This window comes from Sulfitobacter sp. S190 (assembly GCF_025141935.1).
Taxonomy (GTDB): domain Bacteria; phylum Pseudomonadota; class Alphaproteobacteria; order Rhodobacterales; family Rhodobacteraceae; genus Sulfitobacter.
On record NZ_CP081120.1, the window covers coordinates 1260466 to 1286812 of the forward strand.

The 26347-nt window shown below is 63.4% G+C and carries 28 protein-coding genes; 20 read left to right on the plus strand and 8 right to left on the minus strand.

Annotated features, from left to right (window positions below; genetic code table 11):
• The first annotated feature begins 84 nt into the window (after positions 1-84).
• The 17 genes from K3756_RS06515 (at position 85) to K3756_RS06595 (ending at position 17028) form a co-directional block, all read left to right on the plus strand.
• Positions 85-615, plus strand: coding sequence for a redoxin domain-containing protein (locus K3756_RS06515; RefSeq protein ID WP_259992064.1), 531 nt, complete (start codon positions 85-87; stop codon positions 613-615).
• A gap of 117 nt (positions 616-732) precedes the next feature.
• Complete coding sequence (locus K3756_RS06520; protein WP_259992066.1) at positions 733-1902, plus strand: putative peptidoglycan glycosyltransferase FtsW; 1170 nt, start codon at positions 733-735, stop codon at positions 1900-1902.
• Positions 1899-3002 carry a UDP-N-acetylglucosamine--N-acetylmuramyl-(pentapeptide) pyrophosphoryl-undecaprenol N-acetylglucosamine transferase gene (locus K3756_RS06525; protein WP_259992068.1) on the plus strand — a complete coding sequence of 368 codons (1104 nt, stop codon included), beginning with the start codon at positions 1899-1901 and terminating at the stop codon, positions 3000-3002. The genes K3756_RS06520 and K3756_RS06525 overlap by 4 nt, the downstream gene beginning before the upstream one ends.
• Positions 2999-4414: a UDP-N-acetylmuramate--L-alanine ligase gene (gene murC / locus K3756_RS06530; protein ID WP_259992071.1), complete on the plus strand. Its 1416-nt coding sequence runs from the start codon at positions 2999-3001 to the stop codon at positions 4412-4414. The genes K3756_RS06525 and murC overlap by 4 nt, the downstream gene beginning before the upstream one ends.
• Positions 4411-4680, plus strand: coding sequence for a hypothetical protein (locus tag K3756_RS06535; protein WP_259992075.1), 270 nt, complete (start codon positions 4411-4413; stop codon positions 4678-4680). Before murC ends, K3756_RS06535 begins: the two co-directional genes overlap by 4 nt.
• Positions 4677-4928, plus strand: a complete 252-nt coding sequence (locus K3756_RS06540; RefSeq protein ID WP_259992077.1) for a DUF2484 family protein — start codon at positions 4677-4679, stop codon at positions 4926-4928. The genes K3756_RS06535 and K3756_RS06540 overlap by 4 nt, the downstream gene beginning before the upstream one ends.
• The gene (locus K3756_RS06545; RefSeq protein ID WP_259992080.1) at positions 4925-5185 is read left to right on the plus strand and encodes a DUF2484 family protein; all 261 of its coding nucleotides are present in this window, start codon (positions 4925-4927) and stop codon (positions 5183-5185) included. The genes K3756_RS06540 and K3756_RS06545 overlap by 4 nt, the downstream gene beginning before the upstream one ends.
• Complete coding sequence (locus tag K3756_RS06550; RefSeq protein WP_259992081.1) at positions 5185-5472, plus strand: hypothetical protein; 288 nt, start codon at positions 5185-5187, stop codon at positions 5470-5472. The genes K3756_RS06545 and K3756_RS06550 overlap by 1 nt, the downstream gene beginning before the upstream one ends.
• Positions 5469-6389, plus strand: coding sequence for a UDP-N-acetylmuramate dehydrogenase (gene murB / locus K3756_RS06555; RefSeq protein ID WP_259992083.1), 921 nt, complete (start codon positions 5469-5471; stop codon positions 6387-6389). Before K3756_RS06550 ends, murB begins: the two co-directional genes overlap by 4 nt.
• Before the next feature lie 128 nt (positions 6390-6517).
• Complete coding sequence (locus K3756_RS06560) at positions 6518-7399, plus strand: D-alanine--D-alanine ligase (protein WP_259993501.1); 882 nt, start codon at positions 6518-6520, stop codon at positions 7397-7399.
• Positions 7387-8277 (plus strand): cell division protein FtsQ/DivIB, encoded by an 891-nt coding sequence (locus K3756_RS06565; RefSeq protein WP_259992085.1) that lies wholly within the window; start codon positions 7387-7389, stop codon positions 8275-8277. Before K3756_RS06560 ends, K3756_RS06565 begins: the two co-directional genes overlap by 13 nt.
• Positions 8274-9608, plus strand: a complete 1335-nt coding sequence (gene ftsA, locus K3756_RS06570; RefSeq protein WP_259992087.1) for a cell division protein FtsA — start codon at positions 8274-8276, stop codon at positions 9606-9608. Before K3756_RS06565 ends, ftsA begins: the two co-directional genes overlap by 4 nt.
• 175 nt (positions 9609-9783) lie before the next feature.
• Positions 9784-11454 carry a cell division protein FtsZ gene (ftsZ, locus tag K3756_RS06575; protein ID WP_259992089.1) on the plus strand — a complete coding sequence of 557 codons (1671 nt, stop codon included), beginning with the start codon at positions 9784-9786 and terminating at the stop codon, positions 11452-11454.
• Between the two features lie 213 nt (positions 11455-11667).
• Entirely contained in the window at positions 11668-12585 is a 918-nt protein-coding gene (lpxC, locus tag K3756_RS06580) for a UDP-3-O-acyl-N-acetylglucosamine deacetylase (RefSeq protein WP_409202435.1), read from the plus strand.
• Positions 12586-12745: 160 nt separating this feature from the next.
• Positions 12746-13615, plus strand: coding sequence for an outer membrane protein assembly factor BamD (locus K3756_RS06585; RefSeq protein WP_259992093.1), 870 nt, complete (start codon positions 12746-12748; stop codon positions 13613-13615).
• Positions 13616-13650: 35 nt separating this feature from the next.
• Positions 13651-15300, plus strand: coding sequence for a DNA repair protein RecN (recN, locus tag K3756_RS06590; RefSeq protein WP_259992095.1), 1650 nt, complete (start codon positions 13651-13653; stop codon positions 15298-15300).
• Between the two features lie 39 nt (positions 15301-15339).
• Positions 15340-17028, plus strand: coding sequence for a chloride channel protein (locus K3756_RS06595; protein WP_259992097.1), 1689 nt, complete (start codon positions 15340-15342; stop codon positions 17026-17028).
• On the opposite strand, the gene K3756_RS06600 is transcribed toward K3756_RS06595, so the two are convergent.
• The 3 genes from K3756_RS06600 to cobT all read right to left on the minus strand — a co-directional run bounded on the left by K3756_RS06600 (position 17025) and on the right by cobT (position 21168).
• Positions 17025-17369 carry a DUF427 domain-containing protein gene (locus K3756_RS06600; protein ID WP_259992099.1) on the minus strand — a complete coding sequence of 115 codons (345 nt, stop codon included), beginning with the start codon at positions 17367-17369 and terminating at the stop codon, positions 17025-17027. The two genes, K3756_RS06595 and K3756_RS06600, sit on opposite strands and share 4 nt — an antisense overlap.
• A 29-nt stretch (positions 17370-17398) precedes the next feature.
• Positions 17399-19189 carry an aminopeptidase P family protein gene (locus tag K3756_RS06605; RefSeq protein WP_259993502.1) on the minus strand — a complete coding sequence of 597 codons (1791 nt, stop codon included), beginning with the start codon at positions 19187-19189 and terminating at the stop codon, positions 17399-17401.
• A gap of 104 nt (positions 19190-19293) precedes the next feature.
• Positions 19294-21168, minus strand: a complete 1875-nt coding sequence (gene cobT / locus K3756_RS06610; protein WP_259992100.1) for a cobaltochelatase subunit CobT — start codon at positions 21166-21168, stop codon at positions 19294-19296.
• Between the two features lie 228 nt (positions 21169-21396).
• Between cobT and K3756_RS06615 the strand changes: the two genes are divergently transcribed.
• Complete coding sequence (locus K3756_RS06615) at positions 21397-22080, plus strand: PRC-barrel domain-containing protein (RefSeq protein ID WP_259992103.1); 684 nt, start codon at positions 21397-21399, stop codon at positions 22078-22080.
• 120 nt (positions 22081-22200) lie between these two features.
• On the opposite strand, the gene cobS is transcribed toward K3756_RS06615, so the two are convergent.
• Entirely contained in the window at positions 22201-23187 is a 987-nt protein-coding gene (gene cobS, locus K3756_RS06620) for a cobaltochelatase subunit CobS (RefSeq protein WP_259992105.1), read from the minus strand.
• A gap of 226 nt (positions 23188-23413) precedes the next feature.
• Here cobS and K3756_RS06625 point away from each other — a divergent pair, with 226 nt between their 5' ends.
• Positions 23414-23878 (plus strand): hypothetical protein, encoded by a 465-nt coding sequence (locus tag K3756_RS06625; protein ID WP_259992106.1) that lies wholly within the window; start codon positions 23414-23416, stop codon positions 23876-23878.
• Positions 23879-23890: 12 nt separating this feature from the next.
• Here K3756_RS06625 and K3756_RS06630 read toward each other — a convergent pair whose 3' ends face one another.
• A complete protein-coding gene (locus K3756_RS06630; protein WP_259992107.1) occupies positions 23891-24517 on the minus strand; it encodes a J domain-containing protein in 627 nt (208 codons plus the stop codon).
• Positions 24518-24613: 96 nt separating this feature from the next.
• On the opposite strand from K3756_RS06630, the gene K3756_RS06635 reads away from it, so the two are divergent.
• Positions 24614-24871 (plus strand): BolA family transcriptional regulator, encoded by a 258-nt coding sequence (locus tag K3756_RS06635; RefSeq protein WP_259992108.1) that lies wholly within the window; start codon positions 24614-24616, stop codon positions 24869-24871.
• A 5-nt stretch (positions 24872-24876) separates the two neighbouring features.
• Here K3756_RS06635 and K3756_RS06640 read toward each other — a convergent pair whose 3' ends face one another.
• The 3 genes from K3756_RS06640 to K3756_RS06650 form a co-directional block, all read right to left on the minus strand.
• Positions 24877-25428, minus strand: a complete 552-nt coding sequence (locus K3756_RS06640; RefSeq protein ID WP_259992110.1) for a DUF4177 domain-containing protein — start codon at positions 25426-25428, stop codon at positions 24877-24879.
• 90 nt (positions 25429-25518) lie between these two features.
• Positions 25519-26019, minus strand: a complete 501-nt coding sequence (locus tag K3756_RS06645; RefSeq protein ID WP_259992112.1) for a thioesterase family protein — start codon at positions 26017-26019, stop codon at positions 25519-25521.
• A gap of 39 nt (positions 26020-26058) precedes the next feature.
• Positions 26059-26259, minus strand: coding sequence for a hypothetical protein (locus K3756_RS06650; protein WP_259992114.1), 201 nt, complete (start codon positions 26257-26259; stop codon positions 26059-26061).
• Positions 26260-26347: the final 88 nt, after the last annotated feature.

The following is a 26347-nucleotide window of genomic DNA, read 5'->3' on the forward strand; positions in this document are numbered from 1 at the left end:
CCGGGTCAAGCGTTCGTGATGGGGGTTGTGCTGCGATGCCGCATGGCTAGGTCAAGGGCGACGCAAATTTCAAGGAGAACAGACATGGCAACCCTTACCGCAGGCAGCCCATTCCCGAAAATCGACACGCCCCTTCTGGGCGGTGGCACCCTGACGCTGGGCGCGCCGCGCGGCGACAATGACTGGCAAATGGTGGTCGTGTACCGCGGTTTGCATTGTCCCTTGTGCAAGAAATATATCGGCGCGTTGAACGGCATGGTCGCGGATTTCAACGATCTGGGCGTCGATGTGGTGGCCGTATCGGGCGACCCCGAGCAGAAGGCGCAGGCCTTTGCCGACGAGGTTGGCGTGGATGCGGTGCCGGTGGGCTATGACCTGAGCATCGCGCAGATGGATGCGCTGGGCCTTTACGTGTCCGACCCGCGCAGCCCGCAGGAAACCGATCAACCTTTCGCAGAGCCGGGGCTGTTCGTGATCAACGCGGACGGCAATATCCAGATTGTCGACGTGTCCAATGCCCCCTTTGCGCGCCCAGATCTGGAGACGATCCGCAACGGCATCAAGTTCATCCGCAACAACGATTATCCGGTGCGCGGCACGCATAAAGCGGCCTGAGCGCCCATTAACGACGGCTGCGGGGCTGTGAAAACACTAGCCCCGCGGCCAAAATCGCGTTACAGTTTGTTTCAGACCCCCAAAAAGGGGGCGATCGAGGCAGTGTAAGGCAGACCCATGACAGAGATGGTCTATGGTGCGGTTCCCGTGGCAAACGGGGAACCCATTCTCCCCAAGTGGTGGCGAACAATCGACAAGTGGGCGTTGTCCTGCATCCTGATGCTGTTTGGCATGGGGTTGCTGCTGGGGCTGGCCGCATCGCCGCCACTGGCCGCGAAAAACGGGTTCGAGCCCTTCCACTATGTCCAGCGGCAGGCCTTCTTTGGCGGGTTGGCGATGATCGTGCTGATGCTGACGTCGATGATGTCTCCGATCATTGTGCGCCGGTTGGCGGTGCTCGGATTTGCGGTCGCCTTTGTGGCGCTGGTGTTCTTGCCCTTCTTCGGCACCGATTTCGGCAAGGGGGCCGTGCGGTGGTACAGTCTGGGCTTTGCATCGTTGCAGCCGTCGGAGTTTCTCAAGCCCGGGTTTGTGGTTGTTGCCGCGTGGATGATGGCGGCGAGTTTCGAGATCAACGGCCCGCCCGGCAAGGCGTGGTCCTTTGCGGTTTGTGTCTCGATCGTTCTGATGCTGGCGATGCAACCCGATTTCGGGCAGGCCTGTCTGGTGCTGTTCGGTTGGGGCGTGATGTATTTCGTGGCCGGTGCGCCGATGGTGCTGCTGGTCGGCATGGCCGGTCTGGTCGTGGTGGCGGGCACGGTGGCCTATTCCAATTCGGAACACTTTGCCCGTCGCATTGACGGCTTTCTGAGTGCCGAAGTCGACCCCACGACGCAGCTTGGCTATGCCACGAATGCCATTCGCGAAGGTGGTTTGTTCGGTGTGGGCGTGGGCGAGGGCGAAGTGAAATGGTCGCTGCCCGATGCGCATACCGATTTCATCATCGCCGTGGCCGCCGAGGAATACGGTCTGGTGCTGGTTCTGTGCATCATCGCGCTTTATGCTACGGTGGTGGTGCGGTCGCTGATGCGGCTGGTGCGCGAGAGCGATCCGTTCATCCGGCTGGCCGGGACCGGTTTGGCCTGTATGTTCGGCGTGCAGGCAATGATCAACATGGGCGTGGCCGTGCGGCTTTTGCCTGCCAAGGGCATGACGCTGCCGTTTGTAAGTTACGGTGGGTCATCGGTCATTGCGTCAGGGATTGCGCTGGGCATGCTTTTGGCCTTTACGCGCACGCGGCCACAGGGCCAGATTTCGGAACTGCTGTCACGGAGACAGGGCAGATGAGCAAAGCGCCATTACTGGTGATCGCCGCGGGGGGCACGGGGGGGCATATGTTTCCCGCGCAGGCCTTGGCCGAGGTGATGCTGGCGCGCGGCTGGCGGGTCCGGCTGAGCACGGATGCCCGTGGTGCGCGCTATACCGGCGGATTTCCGGATGCGGTCGAGATCGAAGAGCTGAGCAGTGCCACGTTCGCGCGGGGCGGGCCGCTGGCCAAGGCCGCCGTGCCGTTTCGCATCGCGGCCGGCGTGGCATCTGCCGCCGCCAAGATGATGATGGACAAGCCCGCCGTGGTGGTCGGATTTGGCGGCTATCCGTCGATCCCCGCGCTGGGCGCCGCGACGCTGCTGCGCATTCCGCGTATGATCCATGAGCAGAACGGTGTTCTGGGACGGGTCAACGAGGTTTTCGCCAAACGTGTCGATGCCGTTGCCTGCGGGACATGGCCCACGACCCTGCCCGAAGGGGTCGAGGGCATTCATGTGGGCAATCCCGTGCGTGCCGCCGTGCTGGACCGCGCAGGCGCGGCCTATATCCCGCCGGGCGATTATCCGATGGAGTTGCTGGTCATGGGCGGCAGCCAGGGCGCGCGTATCCTGTCCGACGTGGTACCGCCCGCGATCGCCGCGCTGCCGATGGACATGCTGCGCAATGTGCGGGTGAGCCATCAGGCCCGCGACGAAGACAGCGAGCGGGTACAGACATATTACGCCGAGAACGGCATCAGCGCCGATGTGCAGCCGTTCTTTGACGATGTGCCGCGCCGGATGTCAGAGGCGCAGCTGGTCATCAGCCGGTCGGGTGCGTCTTCCATCGCCGATCTGACGGTGATCGGGCGGCCCAGTATACTGGTGCCCTTTGCCGCCGCGGCGGGCGATCATCAGGTTGCCAATGCCCACGGTCTGGTCGAGGCGCAGGCCGCGATACTGATCCGCGAGGACGCGGCCAACCCCGAGAGCCTGTCCGAACATATCCACATGATCCTGTCCAACGGGCCCGCCGCGACGCAAATGTCGCTGGCCGCGCTGGCGCAGGGCAAACCCGAAGCCGCAGAGGCGCTCGCCAATATGGTCGAGGCGCTGATCGAAGAGGACCCCGCCCCATGAACGCTGCAACCAAACTGCCCCAGGATGTGGGCGCGATCCATTTTGTCGGTATTGGCGGCATTGGCATGTCGGGCATCGCGGAAGTCCTGTTGAACCACGGCTATCAGGTGCAGGGATCGGACCTCAAGGCGAGCAAGATCACCGACCGTCTGGCCGAGCAGGGCGCACGCATTTTCGTGGGCCAGCGGGCCGAGAACATCGAAAACGCGCAGGTGGTTGTCATTTCATCCGCCATCAAGCCGGGCAACGCCGAACTGGATGCGGCCCGCGGCTTGGGTCTGCCGGTGGTGCGCCGTGCAGAGATGCTGGCCGAGCTGATGCGGCTGAAATCCAACATCGCCATCGCAGGTACCCACGGCAAGACGACCACCACCACGATGGTGGCGGCGCTGCTGGACGGGGGCGGCTTTGACCCCACGGTCGTCAACGGCGGCATCATCCACGCCTATGGCTCGAACGCGCGCAAGGGTGAGGGCGAGTGGATGGTCGTGGAGGCCGACGAGAGCGACGGCACCTTCAACCGGTTGCCCGCGACGGTGGCGATCGTGACCAATATCGACCCCGAGCACATGGAGCATTGGGGCACCATCGAGAACCTGCGCCAGGGATTTCTTGATTTCACTTCGAACATTCCGTTCTACGGTGTGGCCGTGTGCTGCACGGATCATCCCGAGGTCCAGAGCCTCGTCGGCAAGATCAGCGACCGCCGCGTTGTCACCTACGGCTTTAACGCGCAGGCCGACGTGCGGGCGGTGGGGCTGCATTACAAGAACGGCATCGCGCATTTCGACGTCCACCTGCAGGCCGAGGACATCATCATTCACGATTGCCAGTTGCCGATGCCGGGCGATCACAACGTGTCGAACGCGCTGTCCGCCGTGGCGGTGGCGCGCCATCTAGGCATGAAGGGCGAGGAAATCCGCGAGGCGCTGCGCAGCTTTGGCGGCGTTAACAGACGGTTTACCAAAGTGGGCGAAGTTGACGGGGTGACCATCATCGACGACTACGGCCACCATCCGGTGGAAATCGCGGCCGTTCTCAAAGCCGCGCGCCACGCCACCGAAGGGCGCGTGATTGCCGTGCATCAGCCGCACCGCTATTCCCGTTTGAGCCATCACTTCGATGAGTTCTGCGCCTGTTTCAACGATTGCGATGTCGTGGGGATTGCGCCGGTCTATGCGGCCGGCGAGGAGCCGATCGAGGGGGCAGACCGCGATGCGCTTGTCGCCGGTCTGATCCAGCACGGCCACCGCCACGCAAGGCGGGTCGATGGCCCCGATGATCTGGTGCGGCTGGTGGCCGAACAGGCGGGTCCGGGCGACATGGTTGTCTGCCTTGGTGCGGGGACCATCAGCGCCTGGGCGAATGAATTGCCCGACAGTCTGCGCAAGCTCAAGGGTGCCGCTGCATGAACGCGGTGTTGATCTGCGCTGTGCTTGGCGCTCTGGGCTATGGCGCGGCGCGGATGCTGGGGATCAAACCGGCGGTTTATGTGTGGATCGGTGCGACGCTTGTGGCGGCCCTGCAGATTTTCGGGGCGCTGATGCTGACCAGCACACCCGTGGGGGCGGTGGATGCCGCGGCGCCGGGGGAATGGAAACTGCTGGTGTATGCCGCGTTCGGGCTGGCCGGTATCGTGATCTGGGCGCTGCAGAAGCGCCGGAGTGTAGGCGCATGACGCTCGTCTGGTTGTCGATCGGATGGGTGTTTGCCGCGGTGGCCACGGCGATGTTGCCGATGCGCCACCAGTACGTGCCGGGCATCAGCCTGATGGTCGCAGCACCGGTGCTGATCGTGATGCTGGGCCAGGGGTATGGCTGGATATACGCGGTCCTCGCGCTGGCCGCGTTCGTGTCGATGTTCCGCAACCCGCTGCGTTATTTCATTGCCCGCGCCCGCGGCCAGAAACCGGAGATCCCGCAATGAGCCTTTCGCTGACACTGGTGTGTCTTTGGGCGCTGGTCGCCAATGTGCTGGCCATGACGCCGAGCAAGGACCATCACTGGCGCAACGCCTATATCCTGATCGGTATCGGCATCCCGCTGGTGGGCTATGTCGTGACGCAGCACGGGCCCTGGATCGGGTTGATCGTGCTGGCGGCAGGGTGTTCGGTGCTGCGCTGGCCGGTGATCTACTTTGGCCGCTGGGTGCGCGGGGCGTTTTCCAAGGGTGCTGCGGAGTAATGTCGGCGGTGGTCTTGGCGCTTGTCGCTGTGCTGCTGGGATGGATGGCCGTGATGGCATGGTGCGGCTATCGCCGCCGGTGGCTGTTGTTTCTGGGCGTTCTGCTGGGCGGCATTGCGATGAATATCGTCTGGATCGTTCTGGGTCTGCGGGCCGATCCGTTTTCCAACCACGCCATTCTGGCACATGCCTCTGCGGTGCTGTATGGGCTGTGCAGCCTGACGGTGGGGTGGATCCTGTCGCGGGTCATCGGTAGTTTTCGAGACAGCAGGGTCGGGCCCAAATGATTTCCAATTTGCCATCTGTGCGTGGTCGGCTGACGCCGGACCGGGCGTTGTCGGAGCTGACATGGCTGCGCGTGGGAGGGCCGGCGGATGCGCTGTTCCAGCCTGCCGATGTCGCGGACCTGTCCGATTTCATGCGCCAGTTGCCGGATGATGTGACGGTCTTTCCCATGGGCGTCGGATCGAACCTGATCGTGCGGGATGGCGGATTGCGCGCCGTGGTTGTCCGGCTGGGCCGTGGCTTCAATACGATTACCTGCGCCGAGGGCCTTGTCACGGCAGGCGCCGCGGCGCTGGATGCGCATGTCGCGCGCAAAGCGGCGGATGCGGGCCTGGACCTGACGTTTTTGCGCACGATCCCGGGGAGCATCGGGGGCGCGGTGCGCATGAATGCGGGCTGCTACGGCAGCTATACGGCAGATCATTTTATCAGCGCGGATGTGGTGACACGGTCCGGAGAGCGGCGCACGCTGGGCCCCGAAGACATGAATTTCCGCTACCGTCAGAGCGATTTGCCGGAAGGCGCCGTGCTGATCGCAGCGACATTTGCCCCGCCCAAAGGCGAGGCGGAGGCGTTGCACGCGCGGATGGAGGCGCAGCTTGCCAAACGCGACGAGACACAGCCCACCAGGGATCGCAGCGCCGGATCCACGTTCCGCAATCCGGCGGGGTTCAGCTCGACCGGCAAGGATGACGATGTGCACGATCTCAAGGCGTGGAAGGTCATTCAGGACGCGGGGATGAAGGGCGCGACCCGCGGCGGTGCCCAGATGTCCACCAAACACGCGAATTTCCTGATCAATACGGGCGGCGCAACCGCCGCCGATCTGGAAGGACTTGGGGAAGAGGTGCGAAAAAAGGTTTACGATTCAAGTGGTATCACGCTAGAATGGGAAATCATGCGGGTCGGCGAGAATTAGGTTGCCAGCCGCAGGGGCATAAGCCGCGAAACAGCGGCATCCAATAACAAGAATGGGCCGAAAAGGCCGGGACGATAGAGGCACAAGTGGGAATGTCGAGCAGGGCAAACCCGACAGTGGCGGTTTTGATGGGCGGACCTTCGGCAGAGCGCGAAGTGTCCCTTTCATCCGGGCGTGCATGCGCGGCGGCACTGCGGGAACATGGATACGAAAATGTGGTCGAGGTCGATGCTGGCCCCGATCTTCCTGTTGTTCTGGCGCAGCTGGCCCCGGACGTCGTGCTGAATTGTCTGCACGGGCGCTGGGGCGAGGATGGCTGTGTGCAGGGTCTGCTGGAGTGGATGGCGATCCCCTATAGCCATTCGGGCGTGATGGCCTCTGCTGTCGCCATGGACAAACAGCGCAGCAAGGACGTCTTTCGCGCCGCGGGCCTGCCGGTCGTCGACAGTATGATCGTCGATGCCGATGCGGTGCGCGCAGGCCACGTGATGTTGCCCCCCTATGTGGTGAAGCCCAACAACGAAGGCTCGTCCGTGGGGGTCTATCTCGTGGATGTAGAGAACAATGGCCCCCCGCAGCTGGGCCCCGAGATGCCGCAGTCGGTCATGGTCGAGACATTCGCGCCGGGCCGCGAGCTGACCACCAGCGTCATGGGCGGCCGTGCGCTGACCGTGACCGACATTCACACCACCGGATGGTACGATTACGACGCGAAATACAAGGAAGGCGGATCATCGCATGTGGTGCCCGCCGACGTGCCGCAGGAGATATTCGATCTGTGCATGAGCTATGCCGTGCAGGCGCATGACGCGCTGGGGTGCAAGGGGGTCAGCCGTACGGATTTCCGCTGGGACGAGGCGCGCGGCACCGAAGGGCTGATCCTTCTGGAGACAAACACGCAACCGGGCATGACAGCCACGTCGCTGACGCCCGAACAGGCGCAGGCGGTCGGCATCTCGTTCCCGCAGCTGTGTGCCTGGATGGTGGAGGACGCATCATGCGCGCGCTGATCCGACGCAAGACCGACGGTGGCCGGGCCGATCCCGCGCCCTCACGCTGGGCGTGGCGGCTGCAACGTCTGATGTTGACGCCCGGCGTGCGTTTGGGCCTGCGGGCAGGGGTGCCGTTTTGCGTCACCCTGCTGGCGGGGACCTTGTATCTGAGTGACGAGGCGCGGCGCGGCCACATCGAGCAGGTCGTCGCCGAAGCGCGTGCCAGCATCGAAACGCGGCCCGAATTCATGGTCAACCTGATGGCTATCGACGGCGCGCAGGGCGAACTTGCCACCTATATCCGGGATAGCCTGCCGCTGGACTTCCCGATCTCGAGCTTTGATCTGGATCTCGGGGCCATGCGCAAAACGGTCACAGAGATATCGGCGGTCAAATCGGCATCGGTGCGGATCAAGCCGGGCGGTGTCTTGCAGATTGACGTCACCCCCCGCAAGGCGGTGGCGCTGTGGCGCTCGGACGCCGGTTTGTCGCTTATTGACGCCGAAGGGTATTATATCGCCGCGGCCACCAGCCGGTTCGCGCGCCCCGATCTGCCGCTGATCGCGGGTGAGGGGGCGGACGGCCATGTCGCCGAGGCGATAGAGCTGATGCAGGCGGCCGCACCTCTGGGAGACCGGCTGCGCGGGTTGGTACGGGTTGGCGCGCGGCGCTGGGACGTGGTGCTGGACCGCGACCAGCGCATTCTGCTGCCGCAGGCCGGTGCCTTGCGGGCACTGGAACGCGTGATTGCGCTGGAGGGTGCGCAAGACGTGCTGAGCCGCGATGTGGCGCGGGTCGACATGCGGCTGAACCATCGGCCAACAGTAAAAATGACAACAGAGGCCGCCGAAGAATGGCAGGCCCAACAGGCAGCGTTTGGGACGGGTAATAGATGATGGATTTGTACGACAGCCAGCGCACGATGCGCCATATGCGCAAACTGGCGATGCAGCGCGGCGTTGTGGCCATTCTGGATGTGGGCAGCTCGAAAATCGCGGCATTGGTGCTGCGCTTTGACGGGTCCGCGCGGCTGGAGGAAAGCGGCGAGATCGGGTCGCTGGCCGGGCAGTCGGGTTTTCGGGTCATTGGTGCCGCGACCACCCGTTCGCGCGGTGTGCGCTTTGGCGAGATCTGTGCGATGGGCGAAACGGAGCGGGCGATCCGCACCGCGTTACAGGCCGCACAGAAGATGGCCGGTATCCGTGTCGATCACGTGATTGCCTGTTTTGCGGGGGCGGAGCCGCGCAGCTACGGACTGGATGCGAAAATCGCGCTGGAGGACCAGACGGTTTGCGAAGAGGACGTGGCGCGGGTGCTGTCTTCGTGCGATGTGCCGGAATACGGCGAGGGCCGCGAAGTGCTGCACGCGCAGCCGGTAAACTTCGCGCTGGATCACCGCAGCGGGCTGATCGATCCGCGCGGGCAGTTGGGCAACGAGCTGTCTGTCGACATGCACATGCTGACGGTCGATGCGCTGGCGGTCCAGCATCTGGCCCATTGCATCAAGCGGTGCGATCTGGAACTGGCGGGCATCGCATCGTCGGCCTATGTGTCGGGGATTTCCAGCCTTGTCGAGGACGAACAGGAGCTGGGTGCGGCCTGCATCGATCTGGGGGGCGGCGCGACGGGCGTGTCGATCTTTATCAAAAAGCACATGATCTATGCCGACAGCATCCGCATGGGCGGCGATCATGTCACATCGGATATTTCGATGGGCCTGCAGGTGCCCACGGCAAACGCCGAGCGGATCAAGACGTTCTATGGCGGGGTGCATGCGACCGGTATGGACGACCGCGAAACCATCGAGATTGGCGGAGAGACGGGTGACTACGAACACGACCGGCGCACGGCGAGCCGGGCCGAACTGATCGGCATCATGCGCCCGCGTGTCGAGGAAATCCTGGAAGAAGTGCGCGCGCGTCTCGACGCAGCGGGCTTTGACCATTTGCCGAGCCAGCAGATTGTGCTGACCGGTGGTGGCAGCCAGATCCCCGGACTTGACGGGCTGGCAAGCAAGATTTTGGGCCAGCAGGTCCGGCTGGGTCGACCCTTGCGGGTGCACGGCCTGCCGCAGGCCGCCACCGGCCCCGGTTTTTCCTCTGCAGTCGGGCTCGCGCTGTTTGCCGCACATCCGCAGGACGAGTGGTGGGACTTCGATATCCCCGCAGATAGGTACCCCGCACGATCGCTCAAACGGGCGGTGAAGTGGTTCAAGGACAATTGGTAACCCCTATATAGGGGGAACCGACCGATATACGGCGGATTCCGGCAATATTTTGCCCAGATTTAGCGCCGATATGGCCTTTTTTACGTGACGACAGGCGCTATGGCGTCTAGAATTAACGAAATTTGGGATAAAAACGACCCGCGCGGTGCGGGCAAGCAGAACAGGCGGATCCAAAATGACTTTGAACCTTTCGATGCCCGGACAAGAAGAACTGAAACCGCGGATCACCGTTTTCGGTGTGGGCGGGGCAGGCGGCAATGCCGTCAACAACATGATCGAGAAAGAGCTTGATGGTGTTGAGTTTGTTGTCGCAAACACCGACGCGCAGGCGCTGCAGCAGGCGAAGTCGGAAAACCGCGTGCAACTGGGCATCAAGGTGACCGAAGGTCTGGGTGCGGGGGCGCGTGCCACCGTGGGGGCCGCCGCCGCCGAAGAAAGCATCGAGCAGATCGTCGATCATCTGGCTGGCGCGCACATGTGCTTTATCACGGCCGGTATGGGCGGGGGCACCGGCACGGGTGCAGCGCCGATCATCGCGCAGGCCGCCCGCGAGTTGGGCGTTCTGACGGTCGGTGTTGTGACCAAACCCTTCCAGTTCGAAGGTGCCAAGCGGATGCGTCAGGCCGAGGACGGCGTTGATGCGCTGCAAAAGGTCGTCGATACGCTGATCATCATTCCCAACCAGAACCTGTTCCGTCTGGCCAACGAAAAGACGACCTTTACCGAGGCGTTTTCGATGGCCGATGACGTGCTGTACCAAGGTGTCAAAGGTGTGACCGACCTGATGGTCCGTCCCGGCTTGATCAACCTCGACTTTGCGGACGTACGTGCCGTGATGGACGAGATGGGCAAGGCGATGATGGGCACCGGTGAGGCGGATGGCGAAGAGCGCGCAATTCAGGCCGCCGAGAAGGCCATCGCGAACCCGCTGCTGGACGAAATCAGCCTGCGCGGCGCGAAAGGCGTTCTGATCAACATCACCGGCGGTCACGATCTGACGCTGTTCGAGCTCGACGAAGCGGCAAACCGTATCCGCGAAGAGGTCGACCCCGAAGCGAACATCATCGTCGGCTCCACGCTGGATACCGATATGGGTGGCACGATGCGTGTGAGCGTTGTGGCCACAGGGATTGACGCGCTGGACGTGCAGACCGATATGCCGGTGCCGCGCCGCTCCATGTCGAAGCCTTTGACGCAGGAAGTTGCCATCGAAGAGCCCGCGCCCGTCGCGGCCGCCACGCAGGTCGTGGCCGAGCAGCAGCCCGCACCCGTCGAGGAAGCACCCCAGCCGACATATGTCGAAGAGGTTGCCGAAGAGAGCCACGACCAGCCGGACATGTTTGCAGAGCCCGCGCAGGAGCAGTACGAGGATGCGACTGACGATCTGCCGCCCCCCGCCTATGCCCAGGAGCCGCAGCAGTACGAGCCCCGCCGCGAACAGATCGAGGCCGAGCCGGAAACATTCGTTGCCCCCCGTGCACCGACGCCCGGCACACCGTCGCCTGAAGCGATGGCGCGCCTGCGTGCCGCAGCCCAGCGTGCCGCCCCTGCACAGCAGCCCGCCGCGCCAGCGCCTCAGCAGCAGCAGGCCCAGCAGCAGAACCCGCAGGCCGGGCAGGGTGCCGAGCGTCCGCGCTTTGGTATCAACTCGCTCATCAACCGCATGACCGGCACACAGGAAGGTGGCGCACCGCAGGACCGCGCCGCGGCCCCCAAACCCGCGCCACGCCAGCAGCCCCCCATGCAGGCGCAGCAATCGGCGGCGGCGCCACAGCCCCGCGCGGAGCCCGATCCGGATCAGGAACGCATCGAAATTCCAGCGTTCCTGCGTCGTCAAGCAAACTAATTCACGTCAGATCGTGAGAATGAGGGCTGCCTTTGGGCGGCCCTTTTTCGTTTCAAAACATCGACTTGGGGGTAGGGCGGCCAAATAGCGCCATTTTGTGACAGTGATGTTTCAGACGGTTGCAAACTGTGTGTTGAGAGAATGGACCCACTTCCTTAGCTAGGGGTTAAGCAAGTGACATCCGTGTCTCTATAAGGAAAAACAGTCGTGCAGATGACCGTCAAAACACCAGTTCGATTCTCCGGCACAGGCCTGCATTCCGGCAAGCCTGCGACCGTGACCATCCTTCCGGCTGGCCTGCACCACGGTATCTGGTTCAAGCGGACCGACAAGGATCTGGGCGACCGGATGATCCCGGCACGGTGGGATGCGGTGAACCGTTCGCCCCTGTGCACAAAGCTGGAAAATGCGGCCGGTCTGCAGGTGTCGACCGTCGAACATCTGATGGCCGCGCTTGCGGGCTGTGGCATCCACAATGCGTTGGTTGAAATCGACGGCCCGGAAGTACCGATCCTCGATGGGTCTTCGGCGCCTTTCGTGCGCGGCATCATGCAGCGCGGCGTGCAGGTGCAAGCGGCCCCGATCATGGCGCTCGAAGTGCTCAAGGACGTCACGGTGCAGGACGGCGACGCACGCGCGACGCTGTCGCCTTCGGACACGCTGCGCATTGATTTCGAGATCGATTTCGAAGACGCGGCCATCGGCCATCAGCGCAAGTCGCTGGTGATGAACAACGGTCGCTTTGCCCGCGAGCTGTGCGACAGCCGGACATTCTGCCGTCAGGCGGATGTGGATGCGATGCAGGCCAACGGTCTCGCACTCGGCGGTGCTGCGGGCGAGAACGCGGTTGTGTTCGACGGTGACGATGTGGTCAGCCCGGGCGGTTTGCGCCACGGTGACGAGCCCGTGCGTCACAAGATGCTGGACGCGCTGGGTGATCTGGCGCTGGCAGGGGCACCGATCCTTGGCCAGTACACCGGTGTACGCGCCGGCCACAGCCTGACGAACACCCTGCTGCGCGCCCTGTTTGCCGATCCCGATGCGTACCGTCTGGTGGAATGTGATGCGGCGATGGCGGCCCGTTTGCCCGGTGCCGGTCTGGTCTGGGACGAAATCCCCGCGGTTGCGTAAGCGCCGTGCCGGGGCGCTGCCCGACGCGAAAACCTCACTTTGGTCACGGAATGTCGCGTTACGTTCATTGTGCATTTTGCACCGGAAAACTTTGTGTTAGTTACGCACCAAGCGGGGCGTTCGCGCCCCCGTTGGTTGTGAGAGAACGAGGGTAAAAGGGATGGGATTTCGCAGGTCGGCGGCACGTCTTTCCGGTGCGATGCTGGTCGCGGCAGCGCTGGCCGCGTGCAACGGTGACAACGCGGGCCGCTTTACGGGCAGCGTTTTCAATCCCGAAGAAATCCCTCTCGAAAGCTACACTCCCGAACAGATTTTCGAGCGGGGCGAGTTCGAGTTGAACCGCCGCCGGCCCGATCAGGGCGCGTTCTATTTCTCCGAGATCGAGCGGCTGTATCCCTATTCCGAATGGGCCAAGCGGGCGCTGATCATGCAGGCGTTTGCCTACCACCGCGATCAGGATTATCCCAACAGCCGGTCCGCGGCGCAGCGGTTTATCGATTTTTACCCGGATGATGACGATGCGGCCTATGCGGCCTATTTGCTGGCGCTGAGCTATTATGACCAGATTGACGATGTCGGTCGGGATCAGGGTTTGACGTTTCAGGCCCTGCAGGCGCTGCGGGCCGTGATCGAGCGGTATCCAGATAGCGATTATGCCCGCACGTCGGTGCTGAAATTCGATCTGGCGTTTGACCATCTGGCGGCCAAGGAAATGGAAATCGGGCGCTACTACCTCAAGCGGGGCCATTACACCGCCGCGATCAACCGGTTCCGCGTGGTGGTCGAGGATTTCCAGACCACCAGCCATACTGCAGAGGCGCTGCACCGTCTGGTGGAAAGCTATCTCAGCCTCGGGTTGACGGATGAGGCGCAGACCGCCGGGGCCATTCTGGGCTTCAACTACCAGTCGACCGAATGGTATGACGACAGTTACAAGTTGCTGACCGGCCGGGGGCTGGAGCTGAAGTCCTTCGGGGACAACTGGCTGTCCGCGATCTACCGCCAGACGATCAGGGGTCAATGGATCTAGGAACGGTGGGGGACACCCCGCTTTAAGGGATTGCGATGCTGCGCGGGTTGGACATTTCCGACATGCTGATCATTGAGCGGTTGGAACTCGCGTTCCAGCCGGGGCTTAACGTGCTTACCGGTGAAACCGGCGCGGGCAAATCGATCCTGCTCGATAGTCTGGGGTTTGTGCTGGGCTGGCGCGGGCGGGCGGATCTGGTGCGTCAGGGGGCGGCCCAAGGTGAGGTGACCGCGTGGTTCGACCTGCCCGAAAACCATCCGGCCCATGCCGTGTTGCAGGATGCGGGGCTGCCCGATGGCGACGAACTGATCCTGCGCCGGATAAATACCGCGGACGGGCGCAAGACGGCGTGGGTCAACGATCGGCGCTGTTCGGGTGATGTGCTGCGCCAGTTGTCCGAGACGCTTGTGGAACTGCACGGCCAGCACGACGACCGTGGGCTGCTCAATCCGCGCGGCCACCGTGCCATACTGGATGAGTTTGCGGGCCTCGATGCCGCGCGGGCCAAGGTGCGCAAGGCATGGAGTGACATGGCCCGCGCACGCAAGGCGGCGGAAGCAGCGGCCAAGGCGCAGGACGAGATCCGCGCAGAAGAGGAATTCCTGCGCTATGCGGTGGCGGAGCTGGACAAGCTGGACCCGCAGGAGGGTGAGGAAGCCACGCTCGACACCCAGCGCCGCAGGATGCAGTCCGCAGAGAAAATCCGCGCCGACGTTGTCAATGCCTATGAGGCAATGGGTCAAAGCGGTGCGGAATCGCTGCTGGCCGATGCGACGCGGTGGCTTGATGGTGCGGCGGACCGCGCCGATGGCAGTCTTGAGGAGCCAATGGCCGCCCTGAACCGCGCCATGATCGAATTGGACAGCGCGATGGAAGGCGTTGTCGGCGCGATCGAGGCGATGTCGTTCGACGAGCGGGAACTGGAAGAAACCGAGGAGCGGCTTTTCGCGATCCGCGGATTGGCCCGAAAGCACGATGTGATGCCCGACACGCTTGCCGGATTTGCCGATACATTGCGTGCAAAGCTCGGCGCGCTGGACGCGGGCGAGGCGGAGGCCGCGCGGCTGGCCGAGGCGGTGCGCGAGGCACAGGCGGCCTATGACGAAGCGGCGGCGGCACTGACCGCGGGCAGGGAAAAGGCGGCCCGCAAGCTCGACAAGGCGGTGAGCGCGGAGCTTGCCCCGCTGAAGATGGAGCGTGCCGTTTTCGCGACACAGATTTCGCCGGAAACACCCGGACCCGATGGCAAGGACGCCGTATCCTTCACCGTGGCGACCAACCCCGGCGCGCCTGCCGGACCGCTCAACAAGATCGCCTCCGGCGGCGAATTGAGCCGCTTTCTGCTGGCCTTGAAGGTTTGCCTGACGAAGGATCAGACCGGTCTGACGCTGATTTTCGACGAAATCGACCGCGGCGTCGGCGGGGCCACTGCGGATGCGGTGGGCCGCAGGCTGGCCTCGATTGCGGCACGCGGTCAGGTTCTTGTCGTGACACACTCGCCGCAGGTGGCCGCTCTGGGCGCCCATCACTGGCGGGTCGAGAAATCGGTGGCAAAGGGCATGACCACCACCAATGTCGTGCCATTGGCCCCCGACGAGCGGGTCGACGAGGTGGCCCGCATGGTCGCCGGCGATACGATCACTGATGCCGCGCGGGATGCCGCGCGCGCCCTGCTGAGCGCCTGAGCGGGCGGGGGTGAGCCGGATGCGTGATACGGTGACCCTATGACCGCGCCGCGCAAATCCTTTCTGTCGCAACAGATGACAATGGCCGTCACCAGCTGCAAAGACGGTTGGGCCGTGTTGCGCCACAAGGGGCCGAGCAAGGTGACCTTCTGGTTCATCGCCTTGGTGATCGGCATCGCGGCGGGGTTCGCGGCACTTTTTTTCCGCAAGGGTATCAACGCGCTACAGGCGTTTCTTTACGGAACGGATGATGTGCAGTTCCTGCATACGTTCATTTCGGGACTGGAGTGGTATTACATCGTTCTCATCCCTACCTGCGGCGGTCTGGTCAGCGGGTTGATCCTGCATCACTTTACCAAAGACGCGCGGGCACGGTCGGTGGCGGATGTCATCGTCGGCTCGGCCCTGCACGACGGTCGGGTCGAAACCCGCGCCGGTCTGGCTTCGGCACTGGCGTCGCTGGTCACGCTATCGACCGGCGGGTCCTCGGGCCGCGAGGGGCCGGTTGTGCATCTGGCCGCCGTGATCACCACCTGGGTGAACCGCCGGATCAATGCCGACGGGATCACGGGCCGCGATCTGCTCGGCTGTGCTGTTGCGGCCGCGGTGTCCGCGAGTTTCAACGCCCCCATCGCCGGGGCGCTCTTCGCGCTTGAAGTGGTGCTGCGCCATTTCGCCGTGCATGCCTTTGCGCCCATCGTGATCGCGTCGGTTGCCGGAACGGTCATCAATCGGCTGGAATTTGGCGGGGTGACCGAATTCAAATTGCCCACCACCGGCGAGCTGCAATTCTACGTCGAGCTGCCTGCCTTTTTGTTGCTGGGGCTGACGTGTGGGTTCATCGCCGTGACCCTGATGCGGGCGATTTTCTGGGCCGAGGATATCGGCAATGCGATCCAGTCGCGCACGCGGCTGCCCCGCTGGTTGCGCCCCATGGTGGCAGGAGCGGCGTTGGGCGTTCTGGCGCTGTGGTTTCCGCATATCATCGGCGTAGGCTACGAGACGACATCGCTGGCGCTGACCGGAGAGTTGATGTTGCACGAGGCGGTTGTGTTCGCGATCCTCAAGGTCATTGCGGTGGCCATCACACTGGGCGGCAGGATGGGGGGCGGGGTGTTTTCGCCCTCTCTGATGCTCGGGGCGCTCAGCGGGCTGGCCTTCGGGTTGATTGCCACGGGCATTTTCCCCGATGTGTCCGGCTCGACCTCGCTATACGCGCTGGCGGGCATGGGGGCCGTGGCCGCGGCGGTGTTGGGCGCGCCGATTTCTACAACGCTGATCGTGTTCGAATTGACCGGGGACTGGCAGACCGGTCTGGCCGTTATGGTGGCCGTCAGCATGTCAACGGCGATTGCCAGCCGTGCGGTCGACCACAGTTTCTTCCTCACCCAGATTGAACGGCGGGGCATCCATCTGGCGGCGGGGCCGCAGGCCTATCTGTTGTCGATGTTCACCGCCGCCAAAACCATGCGCTCGCCGGACCACCCCCGTGCCGCCGACGAAGAGCGGTGTTGGGACATGATCGGCGCGGGGGTTTACGTGGACGGGGCTGCAACGCTCGAAGCGGCGATGCCGATATTCGAGCAGTCGGGCGCGAATTTCGTGCCGGTTGTCACGTTGTCATCGGATGCCTCGCCGCCCGAGCTTTTGGGGGCGCTTTTCCACGTTGACGCGCTGCGGGCCTACAACAGGGCATTGGCCGCAACAGCGGCCGAAGAGCATTCCTAGATCTTCTCGACGGCGATTTCATCGCGGGGATAGAAGGCCAGATGGTCCTTTATTTCGGCGACCGCCTCTTTGGGGGCTTCATAGCTCCAGACGGCATTGTCCAGCGTGCGGCTTTTGGTGACGACCGAGAAATAGGAGGCGTCGCCCTTGTGCGGGCAATGCGTCGTCTTGTCCGTCGCATCCAGAAACGCCATCGCAATGTCGCCACGCGGGAAATAGATCACCGGTGGGTAGTCACCCTCGACCAGCTCCAGCGCGTTGTCGCTTTCGCCCAGAACAGCGCCGCCCGCCCGCACTGTCCACGTGCCCGCTGCTTTCTGAATGGTGATATGTGATGCCATTTGTGTATCCCTCCCCGTCGCGCGCGCGCTTACAGTGGCGCAGTTGCGGCATCTAACCACTCTTTCGCGGCGGGCGTAACCCGTGGGCCGATTTTTGTGGCCACCTCGCGATGATACGCATCAAGCCACGTCCGCGCGTCCGTGCTGAGCATGTCGGTGACAATGAGGCGCCGGTCAATGGGCACAAAGGCGAGCGTGCGCCAGTCAAGCATCTTGCGGTGGGCGTCGCCGCCCGGGACAGGGTCGGCCTGCTGCACGACCAGCAGGTTCTCGATGCGAATGCCGAACGCGCCCTCGCGGTAATAGCCCGGCTCATTGCTCAGGATCATGCCGGGTTTCAGCGGCACGGTGTTGATCCGGCTGAGCCGTTGAGGCCCTTCGTGCACGCTCAGATACGCACCGACCCCGTGCCCCAGCCCATGGTCGAAATCCTGCCCCGCCATCCACAGCGGCAGACGGCCGATCATCTCGATATGTGCGCCCGCAAGCCCTTCGGGCCAGCGCAGGCGGCTCATCGCGATCATCCCCTCGAGCACGCGGGTAAAGGCGGCGCAGGCCTCATCTGGGGGTTTCCCGATGGCTATGGTACGGGTGATGTCGGTGGTGCCGTCGAGGTACTGACCGCCGCTGTCGAGTACCAGAAGCTGGCCATCCTGCAGCACGCTGTCGGTCTCTTCGGTGACGCGGTAATGCATGATTGCGCCGTTGGGACCCGTGCCCGCGATGGTTTCGAAACTGATGTCCTGCAGGCCATTGTCGCGACGGCGCAGCGTCTCGAGATGGCTGACCACCTGTGTTTCGCGCAAGGAACCGGGCGCTTGCTGATCCAGCCAGCACAGCATTTCGACCATCGCGGCACCATCGCGCAGATGCGCCGCTGCCGCGCCTTCGATCTCGGCGGCGTTCTTGCAGGCCTTGGGCAGGGCGCAGGGCTCCGCCGCTCTTGCCCCGCGCGCACCAAGCGTATCCGCCACGATGCGCGGTGCCGTGTCAGGGTCATACCCGACAGTGCCCGTCACCCCCTCGAGCGCGGGCAGAAAGTCACCGACAGGCGCCAGCCGCACGTCAGGGCCCAGATGATCGTGAAGTGTTTCGAACTTGGTCGGCTCGGCAAACAGATCGACACTGCCATCGGCGTGCAGCAGACCAAAGGCCTGTACCACGGGGTTGCGCTCGATATCGGCACCCCGAATGTTCAACAACCAACACAGGCTGTCGGGCAGGGTGATCACAGCGGCGCTCTGACCGGCATCCACAAGGGTCAGCGCCAGCCGCGCGCGTTTGTCCCCATGCGCCTCGCCCGCAAATTCGAGCGGATGCGCTTTCGCGGGCGCCGCAGGCGGTGCTGGCTGGTCATCCCAAATGGCATCGACCAGATTGTCGCTCTGCACCAGTTTGATGCCACTTCCCTCAAGCGCCGCCTCCGCCCGCTCGATTTCACGCACCGTATGCAACCATGGATCAAAGCCCACCTGCCCACCACCGGGCAAAGCCTCAAGCAGCCAGTCCGCCAAGGTCGTCTCTGGCCAGGCGACGGGCGTAAACACCTCCGCCACCTGCGCCTTGACCTGCGTACGGTATCGCCCGTCCACGAAAACACCCGCCCGATCGGCAAGCGCGACACAGAAACCGGCCGATCCGGTAAACCCGGTCAGCCACGCAAGCCGCGCATCACGCGCGGCCACGTATTCGCCCTGATGCGCATCGGCGCGGGGCACGATAAAGCCGTCGAGGTCCTGTGCTGCCATACGTTCGCGCAGGGCCGCGAGGCGCGGCGGTCCCTGTTCCGGTCGGGCCGTCACCTCGAAGGTCTGAAACAGCGCGTCATCGTGCATGGGGTATCCTTTCGCGTCATGGCGCAGCGGCGGGGTCACATCACGCCGCCACAGCCTTCATCTTGCCGAATAAACTCAATCCCGAACTCTCAACTCGCGCGTTTGATGCCCATGACGCGCGCACGGGCCCGCGGATCACTGTCAAACAGCGCGGCCAGCTGCTCGGTCATCGCCCCCGCCAGCTGATCCACATCCGTGATCGTCACGGCGCGGTCATAGTACCGGGTCACGTCATGTCCGATGCCGATGGCCAGCAGCTCCACCGCCTTGCGTTTTTCGACCATTTCGATCACGTCGCGCAGGTGCTTTTCGAGATAGTTCGCCGGATTGACCGACAATGTGCTGTCGTCCACGGGCGCCCCGTCCGAGATCACCATGAGAATTTTGCGCGCTTCACTGCGCGCGACCATTCGGCGGTGGGCCCATTCGAGCGCTTCCCCGTCGATGTTTTCTTTTAAAAGGCCCTCTTTCATCATCAGCCCAAGATTGGGGCGCGTCCGGCGCCATGGGGCGTCGGCAGATTTGTAGATGATGTGGCGCAGATCGTTCAAACGGCCCGGGCCGGTTGGGCGACCGTCATTGAGCCAGGCCTCACGCGCCTGTCCCCCCTTCCAGGCCCGTGTGGTGAACCCGAGGATCTCGACCTTGACATTGCACCGCTCCAGCGTGCGGGCCAGAACGTCGGCACAGATCGCCGCGATCGAGATCGGGCGTCCCCGCATGGAACCGGAATTGTCCAGTAGCAACGTCACACAGGTGTCGCGGAATTCGGTGTCTTTCTCGACCTTGAAGCTGAGCGGGGTGGTGGGGTTGGCCACCACACGGGCCAACCGACCGGCGTCAAGCGTGCCCTCTTCGAGATCGAATTCCCAGCTGCGGTTCTGCTGGGCCTGAAGGCGGCGTTGCAGTTTGTTGGCCAAGCGGCTTACAGCGCCTTTCAGGGGCTCGAGCTGCTGGTCGAGATAGGCGCGTAACCGTTCCAGCTCGACCGGCTCGGCCAGCTCTTCGGCGCCCACGACCTCATCGTGCTCGGACATGTAGACGGCATAGTTCGGATCGGCATCGGAAACGGGCTGCGGGGCAGGCGGCTCCATCGGGGCCTCGCCCTCCGGCATCTCGGCCTCCTCGCCAAGCTCCTGATCGGCCATGTCGTCCATCGACACCTGGGCCTGGCTGGCGTCCTGCTGTTCTTCCTGGCTTTGCTCGGGCGATGCATCGGCATCTTCCTGATCCTGGTCGTCACTGCCGGTGCTGTCGGGATCGTCCTGCTCTTCGCTGCCTTCCTCGGCCTCGTCTTCCTGATCCTCGTCCATGCCGTCAGGGTCATCGCCCAACTGGTCGCCATAGCCCAGATCGGTGATCATCTGGCGGGCAAACCGGGCAAAGGCCGCCTGATCATCGAGCGCATTTTCCAGACCGTCGAGCGTGCCACCGCATTGGTCCTCGATGAACCCGCGCCACAGCTCCATCACATTCTCGGCGCCCGAGGGCAGGGGCCGTCCGGTGGCCAGATGGCGCACCAGATACCCCGCCGCCGTGGCGAGCGGCACATCGGAGGCCTGTTTGGCCTGATCATAGCCGCGCCGCAGCGCTTCGTGCTTGATCTTGGCGTCGATGTTGCCGGCGGTGCCGGGCATGTCACGGGCGCCGACCGCTTCGCAGCGGGCCGTTTCCATCGCCTCGTAGAGATCCCGCGCCATTTCGCCCTGCGGCTGGTAGCGCGCGTGGGTCTGCCCGTTGTGATAGCGCCGGTTCAGGGCCAGCGCATCCGCGGTGCCGCGCGCGAGCATCACCTCATCGCGCGTCATCCGCCGCGTGACCTGCGGCAGGCGCATGGAATCGCCGGAAAGCCCTGACGGATCAACGGAGTAGCTGACCGTCAGCTCCGGATCATTCGCCATCACCTTGGAGGCTTCTGCCAACGCTTTCTTGAACGCGTCGGCGGGATTGTCTGATTTCGTCATCGGGCCATTTCCGGATAATTGCAAGATTAGGTTTGGCAGGTTTTGGGCGGGGCGTCAAAGGGGCGAAAAACCGCCCTTCGAGGCAAAATATGGCAAGATCCTGCCCTGACCAGTGCGGGGGGCGGAACCAATTACTGCCCTGCGCGGTTGGGCGATCACAACAACGGGCCGTGACCCCGCAAGGCGGTCGCGGACCGGTCAGACCTATAAAAAATTTGGAGAGTAGCAATGAACTTCCTGACACAGAAATCCAGCACCGTCGCCCTTGTCGCCCTGATGGCGGCTGCCCCCGGTTTTGCCCTGGCCGATGCCCACAAAGCGTCCGAAACCGAAACCGAAATGGAGATGCCCGCCAAGGATGACGCCGCGCTGACGGAGACGACCGAGCAGGTCGCCGAGGGCACCGAGGATGACGCGGAAATGCCCGTCACCGATACGGCCGACGCCGCAACTTCGACCGACATGGAAGAAGATACCGACACGGCATCCACACCCACGATGGACATGGATGACACCACCGAAACGGCCGATGTCGAGGACACAGCCAAGCCCGTCGAAGGGCAGATTGTGATGCAATCCGACAGCACCGTGCTGGCCGAGGACCTGATCGGCTCGAACATCTATTCCAGCGGTGGCGAAGTGATCGGTGAGGTCAACGACCTGATCCTGAACCTCGACGGCTCTGTCGAAGGTGTGGTGATTGGTGTGGGCGGCTTCCTTGGTCTGGGTGAAAAGGACGTGGCCGTCGAGATGGCGAGCCTTGAGACGATGCAGACCGAAGACGGGCTGACGCGCTTGATGAGCAACGCAACGAAAGAAGATCTCGAAGCGGCGCCCGCGTTCGTGACGGCGGAAGAACAGCGTGCGCAGACCGACGCCGCGCAGCCAGCAGACGGTGTTGTTGACGGCTAAACGTCGCATCACACCAGCATGGTATCGCGCTTTTTCTCCCCGGAATGCGGTGCCATAATTGAAAAGCCGCAGTCGTTGTCCCCGACTGCGGCTTTTCTCTTGTTCCAAAGGCCCGTGGGGTTACCCCAGGCTGACGCTGGCCGCGCTTTCCGGCAGTTCTTCGTCGAACAGGCGCTGGTAGAATTCCGCAACGGTCTGACGCTCAAGCTCATCACATTTGTTGAGAAAGCTCAGGCGGAAGGCATAGCCGACATTCTTGAAAATTTCGGCGTTTTGCGCCCATGCGATCACCGTCCGCGGCGACATGACGGTCGACAGATCGCCGTTCATGAATGCGGTGCGGGTCAGATCGGCGACGGTGACCATCTGTTTGACGGTCTTGCGGCCCTCTGCGGTGTTGTAATGGGGGTTCTTCGACAGGACGATCGCGCTTTCGGCGTCGATGCTGAGGTAGTTCAGCGTCGAGACGAGCGACCAGCGGTCCATCTGGCCCTGGTTGATCTGCTGGGTGCCGTGATACAGGCCTGTCGTATCGCCCAGACCGACGGTGTTGGCCGTGGCAAAGATGCGGAAGTAGGGGTGGGGTTCGATGACCTGGTTCTGGTCCAGCAACGTCAGCTTGCCGTCCACTTCGAGAACCCGCTGGATCACGAACATCACATCGGCGCGGCCGGCGTCGTATTCATCGAACACGATCGCGGTCGGGTTGCGCAGCGCCCACGGCAGGATGCCTTCCTGAAAATCGGTGACCTGTTTGCCGTCGCGCAGTTTGATCGCGTCCTTGCCGATCAGGTCGATCCGGCTGATGTGGCTGTCGAGGTTCACACGCACGGCGGGCCAGTTCAGGCGGCTTGCCACCTGTTCGATGTGGGTCGATTTGCCTGTCCCGTGGTAGCCCTGCACCATAACGCGGCGGTTGTGGCTGAATCCGGCGAGGATGGCGAGCGTGGTATCGGGATCGAACTTGTAGGTATTGTCCAGCTCGGGCACGCGTTCGGTGCGCTCCGCGAAGCCTTTGACCATCATGTCCGTGTCGATGCCAAAGACGTCGCGCACCGAAATGTCTTCGGTCGGTTTCGCGTTCAAGTCCAGTGCGCCGTCAGCCATCTCTATCATCCCATTTTTTGGCCCCGCCTGCGGGGTGTCACTGCATTGCGGATGCAACATATATCGTGCGGGTGCAAGGGGAAGGGGCAATTTGTACCGGCGGGTAAGGCCAGTTGCGTGGCGCGTGTGGGGCGAGCTGCACAAACGCTGCACGAAACACCGCGATCATCTGCGCGGTCGGGGTGTCAGACAGGTCCTGTCATATCAAACATGAGGATCCCGTCAGATGCCAATCACACGACTTGCCAACGAACCCCGTCTCTATTTCGCGGCCGCCGCTGCGGTAACCGGCCTTATCGTGTCAGTGGCGATGGTCACGGTGGGCGGCCCATCGGCCAAGTATCTGCCGGCGGGGTGGGTGCATGCCATGGCCATACCGGGGGCCGGGGTGGCGGCGCTGCTGTGTGCGGATGCGTTCGGTCACGCCCGCGGGTGGGGCTGGGCGGTCGCGTTTCTGGGCGGCGCGCTGATGACGGTGCTGGGGGGCGCGGTCGGTGCGGGATTGCTGGGGATGGGGTATGGCCAATTCCATGGCTGGGGGCTTGGCGTTGTTGCGATCATCGATGCGTCGATGAGCGGGGCTGCGGTCGGCATCTGGGCCGTGCTGATGGCGCTGCTGCATCTGGGGGCACGAAAAATGCGCGAAGGCTGGATGCCCCCGCGCATGAACTGGCCGTTCCCGCTGCGCTAGAGCGCGCGCGGATCAGTCCTTGAAATTGCGGCTTATCTTGAGCTGGTCCCACGCCCAGACGACCTGCTGCAACTGTTCTTCCTGACTGCGGTCGCCGCCGTTCATGTCGGGGTGCAGTACCTTGATCAGCCCTTTGTAGACCTTGCGCAATTCCGGTTTGGTCAGGTTGTCCTTGGCGTCCAGTATCTCCAGCGCGCGTCGTTCGGTGGCGGGCAGGCGACGGCCTGCCTGCGGCCCCTTGCCGGGATTGCGGGTGGCGTTGGCGCCGAGCACCTGATGCGGATCCTCGATGCCCAGACGCGCCCACGCGCGCTGCTCGGGGTCGCCCATCGGTTTGGTGGGACGTTCCCACACTTTACCCTCCGACAGTTTGGCGTTCATCTCGGCTTCGGTCGTGCCGTCAAAGAAGTTCCACTTGGTGTTGTACTCGCGCACGTGCTGCTGGCAGAACCAGAAGTAGTCGTCGAGCACATCGGGCGCTTTGGGGGCGCGGAACTTGCCCGGCTCGTCGCAGCCGTCGTGATCGCAGATGCGCACAGATGTCTCGGACGCCCCGGACATGCCACGGCGGCCGCGCGGGTTTTTCTTCTTCGCGGAAGAGACCGACATATCAAAACCGAAGGGATCGTTCTTTTGCATGGTGTTGCACCTTTCCGACTCAGGCCGCTCAGTCTAAACCTTGGGGCGTCAGAGGGAAGGGGGCGGTGCAAAAAAATCCGCCCCATTGGAGGGATCATGCCGGTCGCAGACGAGATTGAAACAGCCCTGCGCGGTGCCTTTACGGTGTCGCGGCTGACCGTCGAGGACGTCAGCGAAGCGCATCGTGGCCATGCAGGCTTTCGCGAGGGCGGCGAGACGCATTTCGACGTGGCAATCACGGCGCCGGAATTCGACGGGTTGAACCGTGTGGCAAAACACCGCGCCGTCCACGCGGCGCTGGGGGCCGATCTGATTGCGCGCATTCACGCGCTGTCGCTGGATATCGCGCCCTAGGGCGGTCAGTCGTCCTTGAACGCGGGTTTGGCGGGCGATGTATCCCCCGCGCCATCGTCGCTTGTGTCTGTGTCATCCGCCTTCGCCGCGGTTTCCGTGGTGCCGGACACGAGGCTGCGGGCGCGGGCCAATACGTTCAAGGACGATCCGATGCGGCTGTCGCTCTGGGTGTCCTCGACCCCGTTGTCGGGCAGGGGGTCACCGTTGATGAGCGCTTCTTTCACAGCGTCGGAGGGGGGCGGAATCTCGTCATCGTCAAACGCGACCTCATCGAGCGGATCGGGCGCCGGCAGAAGCTCGGGCTGGAACTCTTCCACGTCACCGGTGCGGGGCCGGCGAAACACCAGAACGTTGCGCCATTCGGTGGTGGTCGAGGCAAGCCCGCTGCGTTCAATGGACGGCAGCGTTTCGGCGCGCAGATATTCCCATCCGTAGCCGCCAAGCCCGTTCATCAATTCCTGCAGGGCGTTCGAAAACCGCGCCTCCGGACCGCGTACACCTTTGCCCTTGAGCCCTTTTTGGGGGGCGGGCACGACTTTATATTCATAGCGCGGCATGACGTTTTGGTCCCTGGATCCTGTTTGCCGCGTTGTAGCCTGCGGTCCGCAGAAAGGAAACCGTGCTGCGGTTGTATCGTGCCTGTTGTGTCAGGGCGTGGCGGCAGGGCGGCGGGGGATACCGATCGTGCGGCCCGCACGCGCGGGGCGGGGCAGCACGCTGTGGGCCTCTTGCATCATCGCCAGCCGCGTCGAGACATCCTCGGGCATCGGAGCCACGCGCGGTGTATCGCCCGATTGATCCACATGCAGCGTCAGCGCCTCGCCCGTCGCGGCAAGCCAGCCGTCTTCGTGGAAGAGTTCCTGATAGCTGTGAAAGCGTTTTGCATCGTGATCGAGCAGGTGGAAGCTGGCCCAGACGCGATCGCCTTCGTGCAATTCGCGCACATAGCAGACGTGGAATTCCGCCACATAGGTCGTGCAGCCGGTGCGGTCGCGATAGTCGGGCCCGAAGCCCAGCGAGGGATAGACCTGATCGGCGCATTGATCCATCAGGACGGAGTAATACGCCATATTCAGGTGGCCGTTGAAGTCGATCCAGTCGGGCAGAACCTGCATCGGGGCGGATTTGAAGGGGAGAGTGTCATGCATGGCCGGACGCTAGCACGGCACCGGGCAAGGGGCGAGAGGTCAGGGCGCGGGATTGCGCGTGGTTATACGATGACGCGGACGCGCGGGCAGGGCGCGGATTGCGCGCACGATCTGTCGGCGCGCCCAGCCCCAATCGGTGCCGTGCACTTCGTAGAAAGTGTCTTCGGCCTGTTGTGCCGTGCTGCGGCGGGCGCGGGGGAAGGGCGTGGGTGTGCTCATATTCGGTGTGCGGGGCTGCATGGATGATCCTTTCGAGCTGGCGGGGTGTCGCAGCTAGGAATAGGGGGGATGCATGTGCTATGGAATGATCAGGATTGAAGGGATCGTT

What these genes read in the sequence shown, in the direction of transcription:
- K3756_RS06515 (WP_259992064.1), top strand. Translation starts at nt 85, where the DNA reads ATGGCAACCCTTACCGCAGGCAGCCCATTCCCGAAAATCGACACGCCC.
- K3756_RS06520 (WP_259992066.1), top strand. Translation starts at nt 733, where the DNA reads ATGACAGAGATGGTCTATGGTGCGGTTCCCGTGGCAAACGGGGAACCC.
- K3756_RS06525 (WP_259992068.1), top strand. Translation starts at nt 1,899, where the DNA reads ATGAGCAAAGCGCCATTACTGGTGATCGCCGCGGGGGGCACGGGGGGG.
- murC (WP_259992071.1), top strand. Translation starts at nt 2,999, where the DNA reads ATGAACGCTGCAACCAAACTGCCCCAGGATGTGGGCGCGATCCATTTT.
- K3756_RS06535 (WP_259992075.1), top strand. Translation starts at nt 4,411, where the DNA reads ATGAACGCGGTGTTGATCTGCGCTGTGCTTGGCGCTCTGGGCTATGGC.
- K3756_RS06540 (WP_259992077.1), top strand. Translation starts at nt 4,677, where the DNA reads ATGACGCTCGTCTGGTTGTCGATCGGATGGGTGTTTGCCGCGGTGGCC.
- K3756_RS06545 (WP_259992080.1), top strand. Translation starts at nt 4,925, where the DNA reads ATGAGCCTTTCGCTGACACTGGTGTGTCTTTGGGCGCTGGTCGCCAAT.
- K3756_RS06550 (WP_259992081.1), top strand. Translation starts at nt 5,185, where the DNA reads ATGTCGGCGGTGGTCTTGGCGCTTGTCGCTGTGCTGCTGGGATGGATG.
- murB (WP_259992083.1), top strand. Translation starts at nt 5,469, where the DNA reads ATGATTTCCAATTTGCCATCTGTGCGTGGTCGGCTGACGCCGGACCGG.
- K3756_RS06560 (WP_259993501.1), top strand. Translation starts at nt 6,518, where the DNA reads ATGGGCGGACCTTCGGCAGAGCGCGAAGTGTCCCTTTCATCCGGGCGT.
- K3756_RS06565 (WP_259992085.1), top strand. Translation starts at nt 7,387, where the DNA reads ATGCGCGCGCTGATCCGACGCAAGACCGACGGTGGCCGGGCCGATCCC.
- ftsA (WP_259992087.1), top strand. Translation starts at nt 8,274, where the DNA reads ATGATGGATTTGTACGACAGCCAGCGCACGATGCGCCATATGCGCAAA.
- ftsZ (WP_259992089.1), top strand. Translation starts at nt 9,784, where the DNA reads ATGACTTTGAACCTTTCGATGCCCGGACAAGAAGAACTGAAACCGCGG.
- lpxC (WP_409202435.1), top strand. Translation starts at nt 11,668, where the DNA reads ATGACCGTCAAAACACCAGTTCGATTCTCCGGCACAGGCCTGCATTCC.
- K3756_RS06585 (WP_259992093.1), top strand. Translation starts at nt 12,746, where the DNA reads ATGGGATTTCGCAGGTCGGCGGCACGTCTTTCCGGTGCGATGCTGGTC.
- recN (WP_259992095.1), top strand. Translation starts at nt 13,651, where the DNA reads ATGCTGCGCGGGTTGGACATTTCCGACATGCTGATCATTGAGCGGTTG.
- K3756_RS06595 (WP_259992097.1), top strand. Translation starts at nt 15,340, where the DNA reads ATGACCGCGCCGCGCAAATCCTTTCTGTCGCAACAGATGACAATGGCC.
- K3756_RS06600 (WP_259992099.1), bottom strand. Translation starts at nt 17,369, where the DNA reads ATGGCATCACATATCACCATTCAGAAAGCAGCGGGCACGTGGACAGTG.
- cobT (WP_259992100.1), bottom strand. Translation starts at nt 21,168, where the DNA reads ATGACGAAATCAGACAATCCCGCCGACGCGTTCAAGAAAGCGTTGGCA.
- K3756_RS06615 (WP_259992103.1), top strand. Translation starts at nt 21,397, where the DNA reads ATGAACTTCCTGACACAGAAATCCAGCACCGTCGCCCTTGTCGCCCTG.
- cobS (WP_259992105.1), bottom strand. Translation starts at nt 23,187, where the DNA reads ATGGCTGACGGCGCACTGGACTTGAACGCGAAACCGACCGAAGACATT.
- K3756_RS06625 (WP_259992106.1), top strand. Translation starts at nt 23,414, where the DNA reads ATGCCAATCACACGACTTGCCAACGAACCCCGTCTCTATTTCGCGGCC.
- K3756_RS06630 (WP_259992107.1), bottom strand. Translation starts at nt 24,517, where the DNA reads ATGCAAAAGAACGATCCCTTCGGTTTTGATATGTCGGTCTCTTCCGCG.
- K3756_RS06635 (WP_259992108.1), top strand. Translation starts at nt 24,614, where the DNA reads ATGCCGGTCGCAGACGAGATTGAAACAGCCCTGCGCGGTGCCTTTACG.
- K3756_RS06640 (WP_259992110.1), bottom strand. Translation starts at nt 25,428, where the DNA reads ATGCCGCGCTATGAATATAAAGTCGTGCCCGCCCCCCAAAAAGGGCTC.
- K3756_RS06645 (WP_259992112.1), bottom strand. Translation starts at nt 26,019, where the DNA reads ATGCATGACACTCTCCCCTTCAAATCCGCCCCGATGCAGGTTCTGCCC.
- K3756_RS06650 (WP_259992114.1), bottom strand. Translation starts at nt 26,259, where the DNA reads ATGCAGCCCCGCACACCGAATATGAGCACACCCACGCCCTTCCCCCGC.